This window comes from Timaviella obliquedivisa GSE-PSE-MK23-08B (assembly GCA_019358855.1).
Taxonomy (GTDB): Bacteria; Cyanobacteriota; Cyanobacteriia; order Elainellales; family Elainellaceae; genus Timaviella; species Timaviella obliquedivisa.
Map to the genome: position 1 here is coordinate 38,229 of JAHHII010000002.1, position 24,457 is coordinate 62,685.

Genomic DNA, 24,457 nt, shown 5'->3' on the forward strand with positions numbered 1-24,457 from the left:
ATTAAAAGGAAAGGGGCATAGAATTCTATGTCCCTTTATCTTTGCCCCTTTATTTTTGAAAGCTAGGAGTTCTGAACCTTTAGTTAAGCTGCAAACAGTTCTGAGTGACTGATTTAGCCAGCGATCGCAACATGCTTGTTGTCGTTCCAAAATCAACGCAGGCATCTGTAATACTTTGCCCGTAGGTCAACTGGCTGAGGTTTTTGGGAATCGACTGCTTGCCTGCAACCAAGTGACTTTCTACCATGACTCCCATAATTGACTTGGAGCCATTCGTTAATTGTTCAGCAATGTCTTGGAGCACAACAGGTTGGCGATTGTGATCCTTGGCGGCATTATCGTGGCTACAATCTACCATCATGCGAGGATTCACACCCAGCTTAGTTAGCTCATTGACTGCCTTTTGCACATGGTCGGCACCGTAATTAGGGCCTTGCTTGCCGCCTCGTAAAACCAGGTGACAGTCGGGGTTGCCCGTTGTGGTGACAATGCTGGCAAGTCCATCGGTGTTGATGCCTAAGAAGCTATGGGATTGGCTGGCGCTCAGCATGGCGTTGGTAGCGGCGCTGATAGCACCATCGGTGTTATTTTTAAAGCCGATCGGCATAGACAGCCCAGAAGCCATTTCCCGATGGGTTTGGCTTTCGGTCGTCCGAGCGCCGATCGCCGTCCAAGCAATCATATCGGCAAGGTATTGCGCGGTAATCGGGTCGAGCATTTCGGTAGCAGCAGGTAAGCCCAGGTCTGCTAAGCCAATTAGAAGCTGCCGCGCCAGACGTAGACCTGTGTTGATGTCGTAGCTATCGTCTAGGTGAGGATCATTGATTAGCCCTTTCCAGCCTACGGTCGTGCGGGGCTTCTCAAAATAAACTCGCATAACAATTTCGAGATCGTCTTCTAATTCTTTGCGGAGCGCGATCAGCTTTTCGCCATATTCATAGGCAGCGTTAATGTCGTGAACCGAGCAAGGCCCCACAATCACCAACAGGCGATGGTCTTCGTTTTGGAGGATGTTGCGAATGCGATCGCGGGTTTGGGTCACCAGTGCCGCTGCCGTCTCGGTAATGGGGAATTCGCTATGGAGAGTTGCTGGACTAATCAGCGGGCGGGTTTCTACCACATGGAGATCAAAAGTCTTATGCATGATTGGGGTTCAGTCAGTTCATTTCTCGTCGCTCAACCTCAGACATTGTACTCAAAAGTACTGAGGGTTAGTTTTTTTGTTTACTGAGGTTTACCGTCCCAGACGGTTTACCGATTGAGGCTGCTTACCGATTTAGAAAGTCATGAGCTTGCTGGGCTACGGCTTCCACTTCATCATGAGATAGGCTTTCTAGGGCTGTCCGAATTTCTGGGCGATCGAAGTGTCCTAAGGCTTGGGCGGTGCGGTGACGGACTTGCCAATCAGGGTCAGTGACTAAGGGTAGGAGCAGAGGGATGGCGCGATCGTCACCCAGTTCGCCTAAAGAGCCGATCGCAGCGGCTTTAACTAATTCTGTTCCAGAGTGAAGCGCAGTTTCTAGAAGCTCAAACGCTCTGGTGTCGCCCAGTTCTCCTAAGGCAGCAATAATACTGAACCTAACTAGCCACTCAGAACTACGGTGGTAAAGGTTTTGCAAGTCTTCAAAGGCAGCAGTTAGTTGCAATCCTCCTAGAGCATCTGCGGCAGCGGCTTGAACATCGGGTTCAGGGTCTTCGAGGAGGCAGCGCCGCAATATATCTAAAGCCAATGTGAGGTTCTGCTTGCCCAAGGTTGATACTTGGCTGACAGCAGCATAGCGAACTCGGACGTTTTTATCAGCGATCGCGGGTTGAATCATGGCGAATGCCAACTCTGGATCAAGCGTCCGCAGTTGATTAATCCCGCTTAATCGTTTGCCAAAATCTTCTGAACTTAACAACTCTTGAACGGCTTCGGGGGTTGTCATGGGTTGCTCTCTTAATATTTTTATTCGCTGTATGCTTTTTTAACCAGCTGCTTTTAGCCAGTCGCTTTTTATAGGGGTGGCAGCTTTTATTGCTTAGCTGCCATGAATCGAATGATGTCGCCTCGGGTCAAAATCCCAATCACTTTGCCATTGGCATCAACAACGGGTAGACGATGTATTTTGTGCTCATGCATCATCTGAGCCGCATCTCGAACAGCGCGATCGGGCTTAATGGTCACAATGTCCTTCCCCGTCATGACTTCTCCCACAGTTTGCCCCAGCGCCTTATGGAGTTCGCGTTCGTGTTTGGCAGGGTTTTCCAAATAAATGACGCTATCGAGCAGCATAAAATAAGGTGCCTGGGTGACTCCTGTTTCTTGCCACATCAAATCAGTTTCGGAGATGACTCCGACTAACTTCCCAACGGCATTGATCACGGGTAGACCGCTAATACGTTTTTCAGCCAAAATTTTGATGGCTTCATTGAGCGGGGTTTCAGGACTAACCACGATAGGATCGGGTGTCATGATGTCGGCAACGGTTTGAGACATGAGGGTTACAGGGGAAAACGATCGGGTATCTGAGTATGAAGTGAGGCTGAGATCTAGGGATCAGTCTCTATTTCTATATTTTAGAGAATGTGGGCACTAAAAAGTTTTGCGTTTTGTTCAGTTGAATGAGGTGATCCACCGTTGTTTGTTTCGTCCTACGCTTTCTTTCGGGCGCATGGGTAGGAAGCGTGTTGAGGGGCGCACAAAAAAACCTAGACTTTCAGCTACAATCGTTAGCGTCTCAAATCCATCATCACAAGAGAAACCGATGAGTAATCTTCTCCGTAATATTTTGGCGGGTGCAGGTATCGCTACCGTTGGGGCGATCGGCACCAAAGTTGCTGTCGATTATTTTAAGAACAAAGGTGAAGAAGCTACACCCGATGAGGCTCAGGGTGATCAAGCCCCCGCTTCTGCTGAAGAAGTTAGCTATGCCAAGGTAGAAGATGCTTCTCTACAGAAATTCCTAGATGTGAGCTTTGGCGATCCAGGGCGCTATGTTCCTGTGCGACCCGCTAAAGTATTTGACTATCAAAGCAAGCAGTACATGGTTGTCTGGGCTAAAGATACCGAAAAGAACAAAAACCAAATGATGGCGTTTACCTACACGCCTGAAGGTCGCAAAATGATTGCCAGTGTGGGATACACCAATCAAACCACTGACTACAACCTCAACTTGGCAGGGACTCCCTTTGCTGTGGAAGTGGGCAGTCAAAAATTGGCTTCAGGACAAGGCGAAACTGAAGGAACGGGCGATGTTGACTTTGTGTTAAGCACTTAGTGTTAAGCACTTAGTGTTAAGCGCTTAGTGTTAAGAACTTAAATTTGGCTTAGGTTTAATTTCAACTTAGGAGCCTCTAGGATCTCGGAGGCTCTTTTTCATCTTAACTACTGTTAGATTCCGACCAGTTCAAAAAAGCCATCATCTAGCTCATAGCCCAACATTTGGGTCATAAATTTAAGCTTAGTGCGGCTCGTAATATTGTGTTGTTGCATCCAGTTGGCTAAGACAAAGACTTTATGCATCATGAAAATTTCTAGCGCTTCGGGGTTGAACTGAATGCCCTCAGAGGGGCTGAACTGGTGGGGCACCAGCATGGCAACGTAGCGAGCTAGTTCTCCGCCTTCCCAGTCTAAAACGTAGGGAAGCCAGGGATATTGGGCATCCAGGCGAATGAACCAGAGACGAACTTCAGGGATCTCGGAGAGTTCGCGGGGATCGTTGGGTTCGCGGGGGAGAGCGATCGCAAAGCTAATCTTGGGGTCTTGGGTAGCACCGTCTGGCAGTAAGGGCTCGATAATGGCTTGGGCAGGGGCAAGATCGAGGTTTTCGAGGTGAGAAGCAGTGAGGGTGATGGTCGTTGGCATGGCGATGGAAATATCGTAGAAAGACGTTTGGTAGAATCTCTAGATAGGGGATTGCGATCGCCCCATCCGTTTCGCTACTATACTAGACTGTGTGAAAAATCAAGGGACATAGCGTAAGGTAAGGTTCATGGCGAAGAAGCGGACTCAGTTAGTTCTCAGTAAAGATGTTAGTAAGCTTGGCAATTCGGGTGACTTGGTAGAAGTGGCTCAAGGCTATGCTCGCAACTTCCTCATGCCTCAAGGGCTGGCAGTGCGGGTGACTCCAGGCATTTTGAAGCAGGTTGAGCGCAGACGCGAAATAGAGCGGGTTAGGCTTTTGGAACTTAAAAAAGTTGCTGAAGCTCAAAAGGCAACCCTCGAAAAATCAGGTCAGTTCTCAATTGAGAAGCAAGTGGGCGAAAATGACGCTATTTTTGGAACCGTGACGAATCAAGAAGTTTCGGATGTGATTAAAGCTGTCACAGGTCTAGAAATCGATCGCCGGGGCATTACAGTTCCCGAAATTCATAGCGTGGGGACTTATCGGATTGAGCTTAAGCTGCATCCTGAAATCAGCGCTACGATTGAGATTCAGGTGGTTTCTAACTAAACTTTCAGCCGAGGTTTCAACCTTGTTTTAGCACCCTGACCTCTTTCAGAAGTCGGGGTGTTTTAAGGTGAGGTATGATGCTGACCTAGCATTACGTTGTGTAACGGAGTAGGGAGAGACGCAGGAAGTAAGCAAGTTACAATACTCGGACTGCCGATCCTTCATTCTTTACTTTTTCACTCCAATGGTTCAAGAACTCAGCTTCCAGGGTTACAGCGATCGCATCCCGCCCCAAAACGTCGATGCCGAGGAAGCGATCCTGGGCGGCATTTTACTTGACCCAGAGGCGATCGGTCGAGTTACGGAGCTATTACGTCCTGAGGCGTTCTACACAAGCGCTCACCAAGAAATTTATAAGGCGGCGATCGCGCTTCAAGCTCAGGGTAGACCCACTGACCTGATGAGCATTACAAGCTGGCTGAGCGATCGGGGCATTCTTGACAAAATTGGTGGGCAGGGACGTTTGGCGCAATTGGTCGATCGCACCATTAGCGCTGTCAACATTGACCAATACGCCCAGCTTGTTACTGAAAAATACACTCGTCGTAAGCTGATTCAAGCCGGGACAGAAATTGTCCAGCTGGGCTACGACACAAATTCTTCCCTTGAGAAAGTTCTAGATCAATCGGAGCAAAAAGTATTTAGTCTGGCTCAAGATCGAGGAAATCGGGGGCTGGCTGCTACTGCCGATATTTTGACCTCCACTTTCTCGGATATTGAAAGTCGCTCGTTGGGATTGGTGCTGCCTGGAATTTCCTGCGGGTTTTATGATCTGGATGCGATGACTCAGGGATTTCAGCGATCGGACTTGATTATTGCAGCGGCGCGTCCGGCAATGGGAAAGACATCATTCGTTTTGAACATCGCTCGGAACATTGCCGCTTTCCACAAAATCCCGATCGCTGTTTTTAGTTTGGAAATGTCTAAAGAACAGTTAGTTTACCGCTTATTATCCAGTGAAGCACAGGTGGAAAGCGGACGGCTGCGCGCAGGCAGAATTAGCCAAACCGAGTGGGAGCCACTAGGTCATGCCATCAGCGTCTTATCTCAACTGCCTTTATTTATCGATGATACGCCCAACATTACCGTCTCAGAAATGCGCTCTAAGGCACGGCGATTGCAAGCCGAAAATGGCGGAGCGTTGGGGCTGATTATGATTGATTACTTGCAGTTGATGGAAGGCGGCGGCGATAACCGGGTGCAAGAATTGTCAAAAATTACGCGATCGCTGAAAGGGCTTGCCCGCGAATTAAACGTGCCTATCATTGCCCTCTCTCAGCTTAGCCGAGGCGTAGAATCTCGCACCAACAAGCGCCCCATGATGTCAGACCTGAGAGAAAGTGGCTCAATTGAGCAAGACGCAGACCTGATTATCATGCTGTATCGGGATGAATACTATAACGAAGATACGCCCGATCGCGGCATTGCCGAAGTGATTATTACGAAACATCGAAACGGTCCGGTTGGAACAGTCAAAGTTCTATTCGAGCCACAGTTTACGCGATTCCGCAACTTAGCCTCTCCTAACCGCCCCTAATTAAAACCTGAGCTTAAAACGGTTTGACGCGGTGCGCTGTGGGCACCGATAGAGCATCAGAAACATAGCAAACACCACCATACTTATCAAGAATTGGCTTAACGGCATCCACAATCAGCTGCATCTTTTCTTCAGGGCAGAACGAGATGATGTAAGAGTTGCCTAACATGGTCACGGGTAAATCATCATCGACGCTACCCCACTGGCTTTTACCAGCCACATCTCGAATAAGGGTATAGCCTGGAGCGCCTGCTTTTTCCATGCGCTCTAAAATGCGACTGGTTTCATGGGAACTGGCAATAATTTCGATTCGTTTAACAGGTTGCATAGTCTATCTCCAGAGCAAGTTGATACACGATAGGTATAATGGAATGCCGATAATAATATTGAACGGAAAAGTGATGGCAAGGGCACTCGTTACATAGAGGCTGGGGTTAGCCTCTGGAACTGTCATTCGCATTGCGGCTGGAACGGCAATGTAAGAAGCACTGGCACACAAAACTGCAAACAGCAGTGCATCGCCTTTGTTCATACCTAACATCATTGCTAACAATACTCCAACCACAGCATTAAGCAGTGGAATTAGAACAGCAAACGAAATTAAAAACGTACCTGATTTTCCTAAGTCTTTGATTCTTCTGGCTGCTACCAAGCCCATGTCGAGCAAGAAAAAGGTTAAGACTCCGTAAAAAATATCGTAGGCGAATGGTTTCAAGACTTCTTGACCATGCTCACCTGTTAATACGCCAATTACTAAACTGCCTACTAACAAAAACACTGAACTATTGAGAAACGCTTCTCGTAAAACCTCCGACCAAGACACCTCGCCTTTGTTACGATCGCTCAATAGATTAACCAAAATCAATCCGACAATAATCGCAGGCGATTCCATTAGCGCTAAGGCAGCAACCATGTAGCCATCGAACGGAATGTTGAGTCCGTCTAGAAAAGAACTAGCGGTGATGAAAGTGACTGCGCTAATGGAACCATAAGTTGAGGCGATCGCCGCTGCATTGTAGGTGTCAAATTTTATTTTGAGGATGAAGAAGGTATAGAGCGGTACCACGCAAGCCATCAGAATAGATGCCAAAATGGTTAAAAATACGGTTTGGCTGAGTCCGCTTTTGGCTAGCTCAACCCCTCCCTTGAAGCCAATGGCAAATAGCAAATAGAGGGAAAATAACTTGGGTAACGGCTGCGGAATTTCTAAATCTGATTTTACGGCTACCGCCAGCATTCCTAAAAAGAAAAATAAAATGGGCGGACTTAAAAAATTCGACAAAATCAGATTGATATCCATTCAAGCCTTTCTCCGGTTGGGTAGGGGATCAAGTTAACGATTTATTTGTATATGATCTAATGTACGCCAATATGGACGACCTGCACGGGCACGCTGCTGCTGCTAATGTTACTCCGATCGCTTCACTTGAGACTCTAAAATAGCGCCATATAGAGGACTAGTTTGCATTAGTTGCTCGTGATTTCCTTGTGCCACTAGCCGTCCTTTGTCAATTAGAAGAATGCGATCGGCGTTTTGCACGGTACTGATCCGCTGTGCTACCACAAACGTAGTGCAAGCTTTTTGCTGCATTAAATCATCAAGCGCGGCTTGGATCTGGGCGGCGGTTTGGGCATCCACTGCTGAAGTGCTGTCATCTAAAATTAGGATGCTGTAATTTGTGAGCAGGGTACGGGCGATCGCAATTCGCTGTTTTTGCCCACCCGATAAACCCACGCCTCGTTCCCCCACGACGGTTTCATAGCCTTCAGGCAAGCCCATAATAAAGTCGTGCATTTGGGCAGTCTTTGCCACCGCAATCACTTCTTCTAACGATGCGTTGGCTTTGGCGTAGGCAATATTTTCTCGAAGTGTGCCTGAAAATAACGTGGTTTCTTGAAACACAATGCCAATTTGCGATCGCAGGCTTGCTAAGGTAAAATCTCGCACGTCTCGCCCATCAATTCGCACTGAGCCAGCCGTCACATCATAAAAGCGAGGAATCAGGTTCATGATGGTGCTTTTTCCCGAAGCCGTCATGCCTAAAACGGCAATGAGTTCTTTAGGCTTGGTTTCAAAAGAGACGGCTTTGAGGGCTTCGGTGGTGGCTCCCGGATAGCGGAAGGAAACGTGCTCGAAGGTAATTCGACCACTACAGCTTGTGAACGGGGTGGCGTTGGGGCGATCGCGGATTTCGATTTCGGCATCAACTACTTCGTAAATCCGTTCGGCAGAAGCCGCAGCTTGGGCGATCGCGGGGGCAGCAAATCCTAGCAACAAAACGGGCTGAAGGATCAGCAGGAGGTAAGAGTTAAACGCCACCAGTTCGCCAATAGAAAACTGCCCGTTAATAACTTCCGAACCGCCATAGCCAAAGACGACGAGCGTTACTAAGTTGCTGAGTAAAAAGATGAGGGGGAAGGTATTGCGAATTGCCCGAATCGTTTTCATGTTTGTCCTAACAAGGACATGATTGAGATCGGTATAGCGCTGTGCCTCGGTTTTTTCTCGGACAAAAGCTTTGACGACACGAATACCTACTAGATTTTCTTGTAGTACCGCATTAAGGTCACTTAACTGTTCTTGAACTTGTCGAAATAGATCACCGTTTTGTGTAAAAAATCGAGCCAGTAACCATCCGGCAGCCGGTACAACGGTGAGGGTAATGATGGCTAACTGCCAGTTCATAATCAGCAGCACGATCGCTATTGCCACCAACGTCACAATAGAGCTTACAACTTGAACCAGACTCGTTCCCAAAAACGTTCTCACTTGTTCAATATCGCTAGTCACGCGAGTCAGCAATTGCGAGGTCTGAGACTGGTCATGATAGCTAAAGCTGAGGTTCTGAATTTTGCTGAAAATCTTATTGCGCAAATCATAAGCTACGCCCTGTGATGCAGCTTCTGCCCAAAAGCTTTGCCCAAAGTTGAACAAGCCCCGGGCGATCGCGGCAATCACCATTGCTCCAGCCCCATACAGCACCACCTGCAAATCTTTTTTAGCAATGCCCTCGTCAATGCCCCACCGGAAAAGCTGTGGCGTAGCAGCATTAGCCACCGTCAACAGCAGCAAACTTGCCACTGCACCTAAGGAAAGCCAACGGTATGCCCCCAGACTTTTGAGGACGCGCTGGAGCGATCGCATGGATGATGTTTCAGATGCTTCAAGTTGCTGTGCCACGGAAACCTCGCCAGAAATTGGGCTGCTCTTAGATTACCGTCTTCTTCCCCTTAGCACCTGTTAAAATTAGCCCAGGCGCGTTCTAAATACTCCCTATGACTTCGCTATTACCGCTCCCGCAAACTGCAATCTCTCAAAGGGCTGAAGTCGTTTATCCAAGCTCGGATGGTGAACCTTTGGCTGAAACTTCTGTGCATATTGACGCAATTATTAACGCAGTGGTGGCGTTGCGAAATTATGTAGAAGGGCAGCAGGCGATCGTCTTAGCTGATCAATTTCTTTACTACGTTCAGGGGTTTCCCAAGTTTCGTGTGGCACCTGATGTCATGGTAATTTTTAACGTTCCACCCGGAGCGCGAGACAACTACAAGGTTTGGGAAGAAGCACAGGTGCCTTCGGTCATTTTTGAAATGACTTCTGCGGGAACGAAGGATCGGGATGAGGTCGTCAAGAAAGATTTATATGAAAGTCTGGATGTGCCGGAGTATTGGCAGTTTGACCCGAAGGGAGAGTGGATTCTAGAGAAGCTGAGGGGATATCGATTACGCGATGGCGTTTATGTTCCTATCACCGATGGTCGCAGTGAGCCATTGCAATTGCGCCTGGAAGTGGATGAGTCGCTGATTGCTTTTTACCGGGAAGACACTGGGGAGAAACTATTGGCTTCAGATGAGTTGGTGCAAGCATTGCGGCAAGAAACTTTGGCACGGCAAGAGGCTGAGGCTTTGTTAGTGCAAGAGCAGCAGCGGGCGGATCAAGAGCAACAGCGGGGCGATCGATTAGCGGCAAGGTTACGAGAACTGGGAGAAGATCCAGATCTAATCTGATCAATGTTTATCCGAGGGCTGAGCCAAAGGGCCTCCTAAATCTGCTGCTTAATCAAATACCCCAATGTCTGCATTGCCCGCTCAATTTCAGCAGACCAAGGCAGACCACAGTTAAGCCGAAAACAGTTACGATAGCTTCCTGAAGCTGAGAAAACAACGCCGGGAGCAATACTAATATGATGTTGAAGAGCTTCCTGAAACAGGATCACTGAGTCGAAGCTAGGAAGTAATTCTACCCATAGGACTTGTCCACCTGTGGGGCGCGTAACTTTAGTTTCAGTAGGAAAGTAGGTACAGATAGCTTGGGTGATATGTGCCATTTGAGTTTGGTAGGCGTGGCGCAGTTGGCGGAGGTGGCGATCGTAGCCGCCATTAGCCAGAAATGCTGCGATCGCCAGCTGAGGTGCGATCGCAGTCGTTTGATTAATCACCCATTTCAATTGCTCTACTTTCATTTGATATCGTCCTGGCAATGCCCAGCCAATTCGCATTCCGGGCGACAAAATTTTGCTGTACGAGGCGCAGTACAAAACGAGTCCCTCTCGATCAAATGCTTTAAGCGCTTTAGGGCGAGTTCCTTCAAAATAAAGATCGCCATAAATATCATCTTCAATTAATGGCACTTGATATTGCGTAATCAGTTCAACTAACTGTTTCTTCTTAAGGTCATCCATGCAGCTTCCTAAAGGATTACTGAAGTTGGAGACTACTGCACAAGCTGCCACTTGGTTTTTCTCTAACGCTGCTTCTAAATGGGGCAAAGACATCCCCTCACGAGGATGGGTGGGCAGTTCTAACGCCTTAAGGTGCAGTACTTCTAAAGCTTCTAACAAACCGTAGTAAGTAGGAGATTCGATCGCCACTGTGTCGCCGGGCTTTGTGACTGCCTTAAGGGATAAATAAACCGCTTCAAAAGTGCCGTTAGTGGTAACAATTTGATCAGGGCTGACCGAGCAGCCAGCGGTTAATAATCGCCTTGCAACTTCATGGCGCAACGGTTCGCAGCCGGGCGGCACATCGTAGGAATGCGAAATCTCAGGCTGGTTTCGCAACACTTGCCCCATGAGCCGATTAAGAGCAGCGATCGGCAAAATTTCGCAGGAGGGAATGGCGCTGCCCAACTTAATGACTTTAGGATTATGACAGGTTCTGCTGACTTGGAACGCTAGAGAGGTATCAACGCTGTGTGCTTGACGGGAGGGCGTTGAAGGGTTGGGTTCAGCAGGTGCTAAGGACTGTTGAAGAGGTTGTTTGACGTAGTATCCCGACTGCGGGCGGGCACTGATAAAGCCTCGATCTTCTAAAAGTCGATAGGCTTCTAAGACAGTTGAAACGCTAACCGACCATTGTTCGCGGAGTTTGCGCACAGAAGGCAGCCGATCGCCCGGTTGCAGTGTTCCTTCTTTAATTAATCCGTGAATGCGATCGGCAACCTGTTCATACAAATTTTGATCTGGCGATGCTTCGATCACTTTGACCTTAATCATGTCCCATAACTCCAAGATTTTCGTATCGATCAGTTTCGTAGTGACCTATACAGTTACCCGCTATTATCACCATAACAGTTTCAAAAAATTAAACTGTATTCATAACAATTTAGCTTAATTGCATCTGTTCTGGTTAAAAGAGATCGATCAAGATAGAAGCTGGTGAATTTGGAGGGAGAGTTGATGAAACTAGAAAATTTATTACCATCTATTCGCGCTACCAGTACTGAGCATTCAACGCCAACGTTGCGCCCTTGGAAGGGCTTTGGGCTAGGGGAAATGGCTCAAAAACTGGTCAGTCTGTTATCTGGCGATCGGGAACCCAAGGTTTATCATCGGCGCGATCGCCAGGGATATTCTTACCTAGAAGTGTACGATCCCGCATCTCGCAAAACTCACACCTTCAAAACGACCCATGAAGCTAGAGTTTGGTTGGAGCGTCGCTATTATTCATGAAACAGGAAACACAAGCTTATCTCTGGGGGTTGTTAGGAGTAGTAGCATTTGGACTAACATTACCCGCAACTAAAGCCGCAGTTCCCTTATTTGGATTTGTCACAGTGGGTTTAGGACGGGCAGTGATTGCTGGCATTTTAGGGCTAGTTTTGCTGGTTGCAACCCGCAGCAAAATACCCACAAAACAGCAGCTTTTGAGGCTGGCGATCGTGGCATTAGGCGTAGTCTTTGGCTTTCCCTTTTTTAGTGCCTATGCCATGAAATCTATTCCGGCTTCCCATGGGGCAATTATTACAGGGTTAATTCCGCTCTTTACAGCACTATTGGGCGTTTTGTTAGCGAAAGAAAAGCCCTCTGCTGGGTATTGGGTGGCAGGGTTAGTCGGAAGTGGAACTATTATTAGCTATTCCATTTATATAGGGGGTGGCGTTTTGCACATTGCCGATGCAGCGCTGTTACTAGCTGTGATTAGTGCGGCGATCGGCTATGCAGAAGGGGCGAGGCTTGCAAAAGAGTTAGGAAGCTGGCGTGTCATTTGCTATGCCTTAGTCATTTCACTTCCCATTACTTTACCTGTTACACTACTGTATTCTGAAATGAATTCTCAATACAATGTGCTACCTGCCTGGATTGGATTTATCTATGTCAGCGTAATTAGTATGTTTTTTGGGTTCTTTGCTTGGTACAAAGGTCTGCAAATGGGTGGAATTGCCAAGATTGGTCAAGTGCAATTATTGCAGCCATTCGTGACGTTTTTTGCATCTTCAATTCTGTTCAAAGAACAAATTTCGCCATTGATGTTTTTGGTATTAGCGATCGTTCTGACTTCTGTTCATTTTGGGCGGAAAGCAAAGGTTATCAGGGAATAAGTTTAGCACTCTTTTATAGGTATCTCAAGACGATTCCTTGAATATATCCCGAAGAGTGTACTCACCTAAATATTTATGAGTTAACCTTTATCCATTGTGATTCTAATGATCGAATTAACAGGATTTGCACCGCCTGTCTCTTTTGCATCCTGCCGTCGTAACGCTAAGTTGCGATCGCCCGCTCCTTTCTTAGCGGAAATCGGTAGCGAAAACCGAAACGTGCTGCCTTTCCCCACCTGACTTTCTACCTCAATTGACCCGTTTTGCAACTCCACCAAGCGCCGACAAATCGCTAACCCAATGCCTGTGCCCCCAGAGTTGCGATCGCGCGATCGATCGGCTCGCCAAAATCGCTCAAACACATGGGGCAAATCTGCCGCCGCAATGCCCACTCCAGTATCGATCACGGCAATCCAAAGTTTGTCTGTTTCAGGCTTAACTGGAAGGCGCACCTGGACGGTAATAGAGCCATGGGGAGTGTAGCGCAAAGCGTTCCCAATTAGGTTCACCAAAATTTGTTCAACCCGTTCTGGATCTGCCAAAACTAAGGGCATATTAGGAGGATAATCCAGCAAGACTTGGGGACTATCTTCTGCCAAAAGCTGGTCAGCAAATTTTTGTACCACTGCCGAAAGTAAGGGCGTTAAATCAAGCGATCGCGCATTAATGGGTAAGTAACCTGCTTCCATTTTAGAAAGCTCTTGCAGATCATTAACTAGCCGTTGCATTCGCACAATTTCACGAGATAAACGTTGATAAGTGTCGGGAGAAGGTTCGATCGCCCCGTCTGCCAATCCTTCCAAATATCCCTTTAGCACTGTTAGCGGCGTGCGCAGTTCGTGGGTGAGGTCGCTGACTAATTCTCGACGGCGTTGCTCAACCCCTTCTAACGTTGCCGCCATGCGGTTAAAGCTGCGAGCAAGCTGATTCACTTCTGGAATTTCGTTCGCCGGAACTCGCTCTTTCAAATGACCTTCAGCAAACTTTTGGGTGATTTCTTCCATCTGAATCAGCGGCTTTACAATGCGCTGAGTCACCAGATAACTCAACCCGCCTGCGGTCGTTGCACCAACTACCATCGACCAAAATGCTCCCTGGTTCCAAGCATCTTCAAAGCTACGAATGAGTTGAGTACGAACTTGTCCTACGCTAAAGCCACCCACCTCAAACTGGCGCAGAGACAGGGCAAAGAACCGGGGAGACGAGATTTTGGCGATCGCAAATAGCGTTAGCAACCCCACCATCATCACTACGACATGGGAAAGAAATAATCGGGCGCGCAGTCCAACTTTAGCCATGGGTGAAGAAAGGGGAGTTATATTTATTTTGCCTTCTGCATTTTGCGTTGCTTTGACATTCGTATTTCAATCCTGTAACAATCTTTTCGTTTTTGCAGTGGCTATTTCTTTCGGCTGTATTTTCCCATCAATTCACCTGTTGCTTTGACATGTCCGCCGATCGCCGCCAACACCTCTGCTTTCGTTGCTCCGGCTGGCAGATCTAGCAGCTTATCGAGCGCATACACCTTGAATATATAACGATGGGTGCCGTTTGGTGGGCAGGGGCCACCGTAGCCATAGCGACCGAAATCATTTTTGCCATGTCCGCCCCCCGTTGTCAAAAAAGGCTGAGGCGGCAAGCCTGCCGGGATCTGGCGAGTGTTGGGTGGCAGATCATAAAGCACCCAGTGAGTAAAGGGTTTAAATAGGGCATCTGGGTCTTGGGCAATAATGACAAGGCTTTTAGTATCAGCCGGAATACCTTCCCAAGCTAGGTCGGGCGACAGATCTTTGCCATCGCAGGTCTGTTGAACCGGAATCAGCGCCCCTGGAGCAAAGGCAGTGCTCGTGATCTGGATGGGTTCAGAACCTTGAGGCGGACTAAGATTGGCAGCAGTCGTAGGATCACAGGCTGCGATCGCCACACTAGCCAACAAAACCATGCCAACTGTTAAAATTTGCTGTCTCATGTCCCATTCAACTGAATTAATTGACCCAATACTAGCGGCTCCATCGCAAAAGCATTCGGTTAATGTCAAAATGAACTGTCGAATTTGGAAAACTTTATGGCGATTCATCCCACTCTTCAAATTGCCTTTCAGCAGAAAAAGGCTTTGAAAGTCATCAGTGGCTTAACTAACTTTGATGCAGCCAATGTTGCCACTATTGTTAAAGCGGCAGATCGAGGCGGCGCAACGTTTGTAGATATTGCAGCAGATGTTGATTTGGTGCGTCTAGCGAAGCAACTCACTAACCTTCCTGTTTGTGTATCCGCGATCGAACCCCATCAGCTGGCAGCAGCCGTGGCAGCCGGAGCCGATTTGGTTGAGATTGGTAACTTTGATGCCTTTTATGCTCAAGGGCGCAGATTTGAGGCGGCAGAAGTCCTAGCGCTAACTCGCCAAACGCGATCGCTCCTCCCGACCACAACCCTGTCTGTCACCGTCCCTCATATTCTCCCGCTCGATCAACAAGTGCAGTTAGCTGAAGCCCTCGTTCAAGCAGGAGCCGACATCATTCAAACCGAAGGCGGCACCAGCAGCCTACCCACCCACCCAGGCACCTTAGGGTTAATTGAAAAAGCTGCTCCCACCTTAGCCGCCGCCTTTGAGATTGCTCACGTGGTTAATGTGCCTGTACTGTGTGCCTCTGGGTTATCGAGCGTAACGGCACCGATGGCGATCGCAGCAGGTGCATCGGGCATTGGGGTTGGCTCGGCAATCAACAAACTCAGCAGCGAAATTGAAATGATTGCCGTAGTGCGGAGTTTGGTTGAAGCTTTGAGCACTGCAAAGGTAAAAGTGTAACCTGTTTGTAGGCAATGACAAAGATGCAAGTAGGTAATGCTCACCTGCATCTTTGTCCTATCTCTAAGCTAAGAAATCTAAGCTAAGAAGTTGAGCTTGGAAAAGTGATCCACTTTCATCAGCTAAATGACTTCAGCAAACCGCTTCAATACTTGTAATACGGTGAATAAATCACCTGTTCGTCTAAGAATAAACTCCTCTGACAAGGCATAGCTTGGAATGGGTTGGTGCACGAGTTTGAGAAAGATAAAGTTACTCCCATTAGTAACCATGCCATATACGAACGTTGACGCTCAGGAGTCGCCAGCATATACGTCAATGCCTGTGGAATTCCAGGTTCGAGTGATAGCGCAGAACACTTTGATTCAATTTCTAAAATCCAAACGCAAAACCATGCGTCAGAGTCTCAAAACCTTTTCAATTCAAGGCGTTTGGTCAGAAAGTTCTGCAATTGTATTATTGTTTGTAGGAATTTTGCAGTTGCCGCAGTTAGGTTGGCAAGTGTTGTTATTTACCATAGGCGCGATCGCGATTCGCTTAATTCCTACGCGATATTTTCGCTATAAATACGGCAGTGCCTTTTACTCTGCACCTTCATAATTTCATGAGCTTCAACTAGAGCAGCGGTACCTAGAAGTCGGTTAATCTTGTCGGTTAATCTTACATAAGCGATCGCCCGTCTATAGTCAGTACAATAGTCCTTAGTCCTTGTCCTCCAGATGATCAACATCATTAAATATTATCGTTAAATATTTTAGTTCCTCAGAAGCTCTTGACAGAGGTAATTATGGACAAACTGACTCATTATCCTATGGTGATTGGTGACGAACTCGTCACGACAGGCAACGAAGACTTGATTGAACCTGCTACCGGAAAACCTTTTGCGACCACTGCCTGGGGAACTCCCGTTGATGTCGATCGCGCCGTTGTTGCTGCAAAGCAAGCGCAAGTCGGTTGGGGCGCAATGTCCTACGGCGAACGAAGTGTCGCTCTGATGAAGTTTGCCGATGCGCTAGAAGCCAAAAGCGAAATGCTGGCACAGCTAGAAAGCCAAAATGCGGGCAAACCCATGAAGCTAGCCGCAGGCGGAGATATTCCTTTTGCGATCGATAATTTGCGCTATTTTGCAGCCGTAGTACGTCGGCAAGATGGTACAGCAGCAGGCGAATATGTGGGTGGCTACACCAGCCTGATCCGGCGGGAACCCATTGGCGTGATCGGTGCCATTACGCCCTGGAATTACCCCTTTATGATGGCGATTTGGAAAATCGCCCCAGCGATCGCCGCAGGTAACGCGATCGTGATCAAGCCTGCTCCCAACACGCCTACAACTACAATTGAACTCGCAAAAATTGCATTGGAATGTGGCTTGCCCCCAGGCGTAATCAACGTTGTTACGGGCGGCGCAGAAGTGGGTGAAGCCCTTTGTACCCACACCGACGTGGGCATGATTAGCTTTACAGGCAGCACCCGTACAGGCAAACGTATTGCCGTCTTAGCCAGTTCTACCGTCAAGCGCGTCAGCCTGGAACTGGGCGGCAAAGCTCCCTTCGTTGTCTTTGCCGATGCTGACCTGGAAGCCGCCGCCAGAGGCGCAATTCCAGCGGCATTTATGAACACGGGACAAGACTGCACCGCCGCCACCCGCATTTATGTGCAAGATGAAGTGTTTGATCAATTCCTCAACCGCTTAATTGAACTGACAAATACGCTCAAAGTCGGTCATCCCGCCCACGCAGACACCGATATTGGGCCGCTCACCAGCGAAACCCATCGGCTAAAGGTGCATAGTTTTGTTGAAGAAGCGCAGCAACAGGGCGTAAGGATTGCGGCAGGTGGAGTCATGCCGACCGATGCAGGGTATTTTTATCCGCCAACTATTCTAACGGAAGCACCCCAGTCTTCAAGCTGCGTTCAGGACGAAATCTTTGGGCCCGTCATTGTGGTCAATCGATTTAACAATGAGGCTGAAGCGGTTCAATTAGCAAACGATACGCCCTACGGCTTGGCAGGAAGTGTGTGGACACTAAACGTGCAGCGAGCCATGCGCATGGCAGCGGCAATGGAGTGCGGGACGGTGTGGATTAACGATCATTTGCCGATCGCCAGTGAAATGCCCCACGGCGGATTGAAGCAAAGTGGTTACGGCAAAGATATGTCGCACTATGCCCTGGAAGAATACACCGTTGTTAAACATGTCATGTTCGACATTACAGGCGACGCTAAAAAAGCATGGCACTCGGTAGTGTTCGACGCTTAAATTTCGACGCTCAAATTCGGATATCCCTTATCCTCTCCTCAGCGATCGCTCAGCTTGGCAACGTAACATGGGAGATAATGTAAAGATACATATCGAAACCTGAGGAACCCATGTCTTTATTTGGACTGTTTAACAAAAAGTCAGTGCTTCCTACTCCTGAAGAAGCGCTGACTGGACGGTCAGAAGCGATACCTGTTCCGGCTCGACATTTTGTCAACGGCAATCCGCTCCAGCCGCCCTTTCCTGCTGGCATAGAAACTGCTGTGTTTGGTCTAGGCTGCTTCTGGGGAGCAGAACGTAAGTTCTGGCAGGTCAAAGGCGTTTACACCACAGCCGTAGGCTATGCTGCCGGAATCACGCCTAACCCAAGCTATCAAGAAGTTTGTTCGGGCATGACAGGACATAATGAAGTTGTCTTAGTGGCGTTCGATCCCAAAGTGGTGAGCTACGAAGATCTGCTGAAAGTTTTCTGGGAAAGCCACAATCCTACCCAAGGAATGCAGCAGGGGAACGATCGAGGAACTCAGTACCGTTCGGGCATCTATACCTATTCTGAGGCTCAGCGCAAAGCAGCAGAGGTTTCTAGAGAAATGTACCAAAAAGCATTGACAGAAGCAAAATACGGAGAGATTACCACCGAAATCGTAGCCGCTCCCACCTTTTACTACGCTGAAGAATATCACCAGCAATACCTGGCGAAAAACCCCGGTGGTTACTGTGGCTTAGGCGGCACGAATGTTTCTTGCCCTGTCATGGTCACTCGTTACGAAAGCTAAGGGAGTTGCGATTAAATAACGCCCCGAACCGCCCCCTAAATCCCCCATTCTGGGGCAGGGCTGATCTATTGATTAGAGGAAAACCTCATAACCCGCATTCTTGGGTTTGAGCTTATATGGGTGTCTACCAATACTCAACAGAAGGATAAGGAGCAGAGGTATTTTCCTTCTTTCAATAGATCAGCCCTGCCATTCTGGGGGACTTCCGAACCTGTCAAAGTCCCCCAGAATAGGGGATCTAGGGATCTGATAAGTCAATGCATCCCATTGGGGTTTTATTTTCACGCAACTCCCTAACCTAATGCTTGATTTCTAGAAGGGTAGGCATCTAGTCTGATTCAGTTTAGAAAAAGAAAATGCCTACCCCTTTGAGTTATAAGACTTGGTAGTGGAGAAATACCTCTTGGGCGATCGCCTTTACCTCCAGCAATTCTAATCGTGGTGCAATTCCCTCTAACACTCCCAGACCTTCTACAGGAGTGGGCGCGTCCTTCCCTCCCAGTAACAACGGACAAACCGTCAACCATAGTTCATCAACTCCCCCTACCTCTAAGAGAGAAGCCACCACTTCACCACCACCAGTTACTACCAGCCGTTCCAAGCCCAACTGCCGCAACTGCTGTAATGCGTCTACCCAATCTAACCCTGTTGCCCCCTGTTTTCCTTTGATCACTCGCTCAAACTTTTCTATCTGTAGCCGATTTGCTTGGGAGACTGTCGTTAGGAGCCAGCGGGGAACAGCTTGCCGAAAAAAGAGGGAATGAGTGTCAAATTGGGCAGATTGAGAACAGACAATATGGACAGGTTGGGGGAATTTCCCTTGGTGTTGGCGGTGCTGGAGCAGATTGGGGTGAGTGATCCGTAGCGTACTGCCATAGGCACGAAGAGTGCCTGCTCCAAACAGTACGCCATCGGCTTGGGCAATTTGGGTTTCTAGGTGGCTTTTGTCTTGGGCAGACCCAAACCGAGCAGGCGATCGCCCAGCATCCGCAATTTTGCCATCTGCACTCATCGCCAGGACAACAGTAACGTGGGGGCGGTGCGTCTTAGAACCGTCAGGCTCTGGGAAAGCAGCTAGATTGGCAGCCATATTATAAAGATGCGCTCTAATTCTTTACAAAATTCTCGATCGCTAGTTTGCATTTCTCTGTATCTTTGTGATTACATCTTTATGTGCATGAAGAAACATTGAAGAATCGTATTTTTACATACGGATGCCTCAGTTGTCCCATTGACTAGGGGAGTAAGCTGAATAGTAATACTTAGATGCAGCTTGCGGGTCTCTGTGCTAAGTCTGACACCTCAAGTCGAAATATCACTATGGCTATGCTAGGTCAGTCCTCTTTTCGTCGAATTCTGCTGCTGCGGATTCTGCTGCTCAGTATTCCTATCTTATTCCTAGGCACAGGAGTAACCTTTCGCAAAGCGCGCGAAAGTCTACTCAGAACCGCCAAGGCTAATTTGGAGCAGAGCGCGGTGCGAAAAGCGGCAAGCATTCAAAGCCATATTGATGCTGTGGGAAACAATTTGGCGATCGCCAGTCAGACGGCAGCCCTCAAGAACGGATCCCCCATTTCCTCTAAAACATTTTTAACCCAACTCCTGCCCACCCTGTCTCCCGATGTTCGCTGCTTGCAAATGAAAGATCTTTGGGAAGGTCGGACAGTTGCCAGTACCTGCGGTAACCAAGTTTTCAACCTTGCTACGGCAAAAAGCTGGGCTAAGCAAGAAGACGCAACTGACCCCGATCGCCTCAAAGTCCGAGCCGTTGAGTTCGATCGCACCCAGCGGGTCACCCAAACTGACAGAACCAGCCAGCTTAACCTGATTATCAGCACTCCCATCTATACCCCCAGTGGGCAGCTTCGCTACAGCCTCTCAGCAGAAACGATCTTAAAGCAATTGGAAAGCGGTGGTGACTCGTTGCTAGAAGGCTACACCGCCGTAATGGACGAAAATGGTACTTTCCTGGCTCACCCCTACCCCGATCGCGTGGGCAAACAACAGGTCAACACTCGCTTCCAAGACATTTTAAATAACGTCAAAATAAACGAACCGGGCGTACGGCAAGTTTTTGGCATTTCAGATGCTGAAACCGAATGGGTAGCAGGATTTAGTCCCCTTACCTTGTCTAGCCCAACCAATGAAAACCGTAATTGGGCAGTGCTAGCCGTTACTACCACCGAAAGCGCCCTCCAAGGGCTAGAAAATATCAGGCAGAGCTTGCTAATTCTAACGGCAGGGCTACTAGCGGCTCATTTGTTAGCCATGGTTTACATGGCACGTGATTTGGCACTACCCATTGAACAGCTAGGCAAATACGCCCTGCGAATTCATCGGCGCAATTCCTCTGAACGAGCGCCTCGTAACTTTAGAATTCGTGAACTTAACCACTTGGCAGAAGTGCTAGACAACATGGTGGGGCGCTTAGAAGAACGTGCCAAAGAGTTAGAGTCGGCGTGGCAAGAGGCAGAAGCCGCTAACCAAATTAAAAGCGAATTCCTCGCCAATACCTCCCATGAACTTCGGACTCCACTCAACGCTATTATCGGCTGCATTCGGCTCGTTAAAGACGGCTGCTGCGATAGCCATGAAGAAGAAGTAGAGTTTCTAGAGCAGGCAGATAAGGCAGCAATTCATCTACTGAAAATCATCAATGACCTCCTTGATATTCAAAGAATTGAAGAAGACAAGCTGCCCTTAGCCATTGAAACAATTGATATCCGGCAAATTCTTAAAGATGCAGTAGCGCTCGAAACCGTACAGACTAATCAGAAAGGTTTGCAGCTAATTGTTAAAGCTTGGCCCCAGCCCTTGATGGTGCGAGCAGACCCCGCGCGGTTGCGGCAAGTGTTGCTCAATGTGCTCTATAACGCTGCTAAGTTTACCGACGAAGGCAGCATTACGGTTGAGACTCGTATAGACTCGGCACCCTCGATTCATGGCTCAGACCAAGGTGAGAAAATTCAGGGTGAGCAAAACGGGCATTCTGCCCATGCATCAGGAAAAAATTGGGTCATTCTCTCAGTGAAAGATACGGGCATTGGCATCGATCCAGCCCAGCAGCACAAGTTATTCCGCCCGTTTGTGATGGTGGATGGCACCACTACTCGTAAGTTTGAAGGGACAGGGTTAGGGCTAGCAATTTCTCGGAACCTGATTGAGCTAATGGGGGGACGGATTAGTCTTTACAGTGATGGCATGGGGCTAGGGACAACGGTAAGGATTTCTTTACCCGTTTTTGAGACGGCTCAACCTATTGTGGTACCGCTTATAGAAGGGGACGAAATGAAGACAGCGATCGAGCCCTCGGTCATGAGCCAGCCAGGATAAAGCCACTTAGGGCAAGGAAATTGTCGATTTAACTTCTATGACTTGCCCATTCTGGTTGAGCGATCGCGTTAAAGCCGACAATACTTCTACTAACGCTGCACCCAACCCACCCGACGAAATATGCGAGGGTTTATTTTGCTGAACGCAGTCTAAAAAATGCCGACAGACTTCTCGAAGCGGCTCAGTTTGAGCAAACTCCAAAATTTGCTGTTGCTGATTCACTGGGGAAAACTGCTGCCCCATCGCCTCCAAGTGACCGCGCTGGAAAGTGAGCGGCGCAGCGGGCAAAAGCTCGTCAAAAACCAAGGTGCCGCGATCGCCCACCAAACACAGCCGCCGCTGCTTATCGGGGTTAGACCAGCACAGATGAATAAACGCCTGAAACCCGCTTGGGTAAGTTAACTTCACCCAAACCAAATCAGATAAGCCCTTAGGAAAAAGAGGCTCTGTTTGGGGCTGAAGCCAGACTGTACCCTGTGCCTGCACTTGGATTGGAGTTTCGTTGAGCCAGCAATTAAAAATAGCAATATCGTGAATTGCCAAATCCCAGAGCGCATCTACATCTTGACGGATGGGCCCTAAATGGGTGCGATCGGCATATCCATACCGCAAACCGCCGAGCAATTGCTGTCTCATCACTTCTTGTCCGCGCTGGACGGCTGGATGGAAGAGATAGGTATGGTCAATCACAAGCTGCCGTTGCTGTGTCACCGCAAGTTGGCAAAGTTCAAGCGATTCAGCAGAATTGAGAGTAAGGGGCTTTTCGACAAGAACGTGGAGTCCCTGTTGAAGGGCAGCTTTGATGAGAGGGTAATGAGTTGCGGCAGGAGTGGCGATCGCCACAGCCTCAAGACCTTGTAGCTGAATTGCCTTCAGCCAATCTGTGGTCAGTAACACCTGGCTATCTAAACTAAACTTCTGCGCCAATTGCTCCAGCCGTTCTGCAAATGGGTCAACGATCGCCACCACATTGGCTGGAGGTAGCTCCAAAAAGTTTCGCAACAAATGCGTTCCCCAACGCCCACACCCAAGCAACGCCATCCCAATTGTACGAGAAGGGGGAAACGAAAAGCTTTGAGAAGTCGATACGACAGATTTAGTTTGAGTTGAGAAAACTTGAGGGCTGAGGGTCAAAGTTGGGTTCTCCGTCGGTTTTCTCTAGATTCTGAATAAATCTAGAGGATGTCAGCCCAGTGTTCCCGACCCATTTTTAGACGTAACGCCCGACCAAATTTATTGAGACTCAGGTTGCGGCGGGGTAGAGGGTTGCGAGCCAGCCTCTTGCAGCCGGAAGTACGCCACCTGTGCCGCTGCCTGCTCTGCCGCTTTTTTAGATTGCCCTTTGCCCTGTCCCCAGGACTTGCCTTGAAACCAAACTTCTGCGGCAAACCGCTCTGCGTCTCCGTGTCCTTGCCCAACTTCAGTGACCCGGTACTCAGGCAAGGTTTGGTGATGAATTTGCGTCCATGCCTGAAGCGCACCCTTATAGTTTTGAAAGGCTGGGTCAAGCCGAATCGTTTCTGCCCATTCTTGTAGATGGGAGTCGAGCCAGGGACGGATTAGTTTAAGGTCATGGGTGCTGAGGTAAAGTGCTGCCAAAATTGCCTCAAGGGCAGCAGCCAGGCGACCTTCTTGTCCAGCTTTATCGCCCAATGCGCTGTCAGACATGAGCAGGTAGCGATCGAGTCCATAGCGGCTGGCAATTTGTGATAAAACGCGATCGCTCACCACCATTCCTCGAATGGCCGACAGTTCACCCTCAGTTGCATCAGGATACATTTCAAATAAAAACTCTGCCGCAGTTAACCGAATCACAGCATCGCCCACAAACTCTAGCCGCTCATAGTTGGCTTCAGCAGAGAGAGTGGGATGGGTCAATGCCAAATCTAAAAGCTGCCAACGCACAGCCGCAGGGTTGGCAATACCCAGTTTTTCAACCAGTCGATGCAGTTGGATTTGACGGCGCGAATCAAGCGGCATAGCATGTAAACGATCCAGAAGGTCGTTCTCTTCGAGCAGAGGAAAATGAGAGGGGAGAGGCAGACATAAGCCGGGTTCTGTCGAAGGACGGTTATCTATCTGGGATGCCTGTTACCAGACACCTCTAGCGGATTGCGCAAAGGCAGGTTGCCCTACCTTTACCCGAAGCGGGTAAAAGACCAACCCTTGCTCCGTTCAACCTTGCTTCCAACCGGGGTTTACCGAGCCAACGCCTCTCGACGTTGCTGGTGCGCTCTTACCGCACCTTTGCACCCTTACCTGGCTATTGTTAAATTTGAACTAAATCTAAAATTTAAAACTGACCAGGCGGTATCTTTCTGTGGCACTATCCTCACGGTCACCCGCACTGGGCGTTACCCAGCAAGTTTGGTCTTTTGGAAGCCCGGACTTTCCTCAGGCAAAAGCCTGCAACCGCCAGTCTTCCTCTTCCCCTCAATCTAGTTTACAAGGCAGTGAGACAAGCGTACGCAGAGATGCTGAAGAACCAG

The 24,457-nt window shown here is 48.6% G+C and carries 24 protein-coding genes and 1 other RNA gene; 11 read left to right on the forward strand and 14 right to left on the reverse strand.

Annotated features, from left to right (window positions below; all coding sequences use genetic code 11):
- Positions 1–79: 79 nt before the first annotated feature.
- From KME11_03610 to KME11_03620, 3 genes are all read right to left on the reverse strand, one after another.
- Positions 80–1,147: a 3-deoxy-7-phosphoheptulonate synthase gene (locus KME11_03610; GenBank protein ID MBW4514292.1), complete on the reverse strand. Its 1,068-nt coding sequence runs from the start codon at positions 1,145–1,147 to the stop codon at positions 80–82.
- A 121-nt stretch (positions 1,148–1,268) separates the two neighbouring features.
- Positions 1,269–1,928: a HEAT repeat domain-containing protein gene (locus KME11_03615; protein MBW4514293.1), complete on the reverse strand. Its 660-nt coding sequence runs from the start codon at positions 1,926–1,928 to the stop codon at positions 1,269–1,271.
- A gap of 86 nt (positions 1,929–2,014) precedes the next feature.
- Entirely contained in the window at positions 2,015–2,479 is a 465-nt protein-coding gene (locus KME11_03620; GenBank protein MBW4514294.1) for a CBS domain-containing protein, read from the reverse strand.
- Between the two features lie 268 nt (positions 2,480–2,747).
- Between KME11_03620 and KME11_03625 the strand changes: the two genes are divergently transcribed.
- Entirely contained in the window at positions 2,748–3,260 is a 513-nt protein-coding gene (locus KME11_03625; protein MBW4514295.1) for a hypothetical protein, read from the forward strand.
- Between the two features lie 113 nt (positions 3,261–3,373).
- On the opposite strand, the gene KME11_03630 is transcribed toward KME11_03625, so the two are convergent.
- On the reverse strand, positions 3,374–3,847 hold the full coding sequence (locus tag KME11_03630) for a CRR6 family NdhI maturation factor (GenBank protein MBW4514296.1): 474 nt from the start codon (positions 3,845–3,847) through the stop codon (positions 3,374–3,376).
- A 127-nt stretch (positions 3,848–3,974) separates the two neighbouring features.
- Between KME11_03630 and rplI the strand changes: the two genes are divergently transcribed.
- Positions 3,975–4,436 (forward strand): 50S ribosomal protein L9, encoded by a 462-nt coding sequence (gene rplI / locus KME11_03635; GenBank protein ID MBW4514297.1) that lies wholly within the window; start codon positions 3,975–3,977, stop codon positions 4,434–4,436.
- Positions 4,437–4,620: 184 nt separating this feature from the next.
- Entirely contained in the window at positions 4,621–5,973 is a 1,353-nt protein-coding gene (gene dnaB / locus KME11_03640; protein ID MBW4514298.1) for a replicative DNA helicase, read from the forward strand.
- Positions 5,974–5,986: 13 nt separating this feature from the next.
- Here dnaB and KME11_03645 read toward each other — a convergent pair whose 3' ends face one another.
- The 3 genes from KME11_03645 to KME11_03655 all read right to left on the reverse strand — a co-directional run bounded on the left by KME11_03645 (position 5,987) and on the right by KME11_03655 (position 9,118).
- A complete protein-coding gene (locus KME11_03645) occupies positions 5,987–6,301 on the reverse strand; it encodes a P-II family nitrogen regulator (GenBank protein MBW4514299.1) in 315 nt (104 codons plus the stop codon).
- Positions 6,302–6,304: 3 nt separating this feature from the next.
- Positions 6,305–7,273, reverse strand: coding sequence for a sodium-dependent bicarbonate transport family permease (locus KME11_03650; GenBank protein ID MBW4514300.1), 969 nt, complete (start codon positions 7,271–7,273; stop codon positions 6,305–6,307).
- Positions 7,274–7,381: 108 nt separating this feature from the next.
- A complete protein-coding gene (locus tag KME11_03655; GenBank protein ID MBW4514301.1) occupies positions 7,382–9,118 on the reverse strand; it encodes an ABC transporter ATP-binding protein/permease in 1,737 nt (578 codons plus the stop codon).
- Positions 9,119–9,249: 131 nt separating this feature from the next.
- Here KME11_03655 and KME11_03660 point away from each other — a divergent pair, with 131 nt between their 5' ends.
- The gene (locus KME11_03660; protein ID MBW4514302.1) at positions 9,250–9,981 is read left to right on the forward strand and encodes a Uma2 family endonuclease; all 732 of its coding nucleotides are present in this window, start codon (positions 9,250–9,252) and stop codon (positions 9,979–9,981) included.
- A 35-nt stretch (positions 9,982–10,016) separates the two neighbouring features.
- Here the strand turns inward: KME11_03660 and KME11_03665 are convergent, their stop codons facing one another.
- Complete coding sequence (locus KME11_03665) at positions 10,017–11,468, reverse strand: PLP-dependent aminotransferase family protein (GenBank protein MBW4514303.1); 1,452 nt, start codon at positions 11,466–11,468, stop codon at positions 10,017–10,019.
- Positions 11,469–11,651: 183 nt separating this feature from the next.
- Here KME11_03665 and KME11_03670 point away from each other — a divergent pair, with 183 nt between their 5' ends.
- Both KME11_03670 and KME11_03675 read left to right on the forward strand, forming a co-directional pair.
- The gene (locus KME11_03670; GenBank protein ID MBW4514304.1) at positions 11,652–11,924 is read left to right on the forward strand and encodes a hypothetical protein; all 273 of its coding nucleotides are present in this window, start codon (positions 11,652–11,654) and stop codon (positions 11,922–11,924) included.
- On the forward strand, positions 11,921–12,793 hold the full coding sequence (locus KME11_03675) for a DMT family transporter (GenBank protein MBW4514305.1): 873 nt from the start codon (positions 11,921–11,923) through the stop codon (positions 12,791–12,793). Before KME11_03670 ends, KME11_03675 begins: the two co-directional genes overlap by 4 nt.
- An 80-nt stretch (positions 12,794–12,873) precedes the next feature.
- Here the strand turns inward: KME11_03675 and KME11_03680 are convergent, their stop codons facing one another.
- Together KME11_03680 and KME11_03685 are read right to left on the reverse strand one after the other, a co-directional pair.
- Entirely contained in the window at positions 12,874–14,091 is a 1,218-nt protein-coding gene (locus KME11_03680; protein MBW4514306.1) for a HAMP domain-containing histidine kinase, read from the reverse strand.
- Positions 14,092–14,192: 101 nt separating this feature from the next.
- Positions 14,193–14,870, reverse strand: coding sequence for a YbhB/YbcL family Raf kinase inhibitor-like protein (locus KME11_03685; GenBank protein ID MBW4514307.1), 678 nt, complete (start codon positions 14,868–14,870; stop codon positions 14,193–14,195).
- Here KME11_03685 and KME11_03690 point away from each other — a divergent pair.
- From KME11_03690 to msrA, 4 genes are all read left to right on the forward strand, one after another.
- Complete coding sequence (locus tag KME11_03690) at positions 14,859–15,599, forward strand: DUF561 domain-containing protein (protein ID MBW4514308.1); 741 nt, start codon at positions 14,859–14,861, stop codon at positions 15,597–15,599. The two genes, KME11_03685 and KME11_03690, sit on opposite strands and share 12 nt — an antisense overlap.
- Positions 15,600–15,869: 270 nt before the next feature.
- Positions 15,870–16,199 (forward strand): hypothetical protein, encoded by a 330-nt coding sequence (locus tag KME11_03695; protein MBW4514309.1) that lies wholly within the window; start codon positions 15,870–15,872, stop codon positions 16,197–16,199.
- A gap of 187 nt (positions 16,200–16,386) precedes the next feature.
- Positions 16,387–17,859, forward strand: coding sequence for an aminobutyraldehyde dehydrogenase (locus tag KME11_03700; GenBank protein ID MBW4514310.1), 1,473 nt, complete (start codon positions 16,387–16,389; stop codon positions 17,857–17,859).
- A gap of 110 nt (positions 17,860–17,969) precedes the next feature.
- Entirely contained in the window at positions 17,970–18,635 is a 666-nt protein-coding gene (msrA, locus tag KME11_03705) for a peptide-methionine (S)-S-oxide reductase MsrA (protein ID MBW4514311.1), read from the forward strand.
- Positions 18,636–19,008: 373 nt separating this feature from the next.
- Here the strand turns inward: msrA and KME11_03710 are convergent, their stop codons facing one another.
- Entirely contained in the window at positions 19,009–19,725 is a 717-nt protein-coding gene (locus KME11_03710; GenBank protein ID MBW4514312.1) for a RibD family protein, read from the reverse strand.
- Positions 19,726–19,955: 230 nt separating this feature from the next.
- On the opposite strand from KME11_03710, the gene KME11_03715 reads away from it, so the two are divergent.
- Positions 19,956–21,968, forward strand: a complete 2,013-nt coding sequence (locus KME11_03715; protein MBW4514313.1) for a two-component sensor histidine kinase — start codon at positions 19,956–19,958, stop codon at positions 21,966–21,968.
- Between the two features lie 6 nt (positions 21,969–21,974).
- Here the strand turns inward: KME11_03715 and KME11_03720 are convergent, their stop codons facing one another.
- The 3 genes from KME11_03720 to rnpB all read right to left on the reverse strand — a co-directional run bounded on the left by KME11_03720 (position 21,975) and on the right by rnpB (position 24,396).
- Positions 21,975–23,009, reverse strand: a complete 1,035-nt coding sequence (locus KME11_03720; protein MBW4514314.1) for a Gfo/Idh/MocA family oxidoreductase — start codon at positions 23,007–23,009, stop codon at positions 21,975–21,977.
- Positions 23,010–23,201: 192 nt separating this feature from the next.
- A complete protein-coding gene (rnc, locus tag KME11_03725; protein ID MBW4514315.1) occupies positions 23,202–23,948 on the reverse strand; it encodes a ribonuclease III in 747 nt (248 codons plus the stop codon).
- A gap of 51 nt (positions 23,949–23,999) precedes the next feature.
- Positions 24,000–24,396: RNase P RNA component class A (gene rnpB / locus KME11_03730), an RNA gene on the reverse strand.
- Positions 24,397–24,457: the final 61 nt, after the last annotated feature.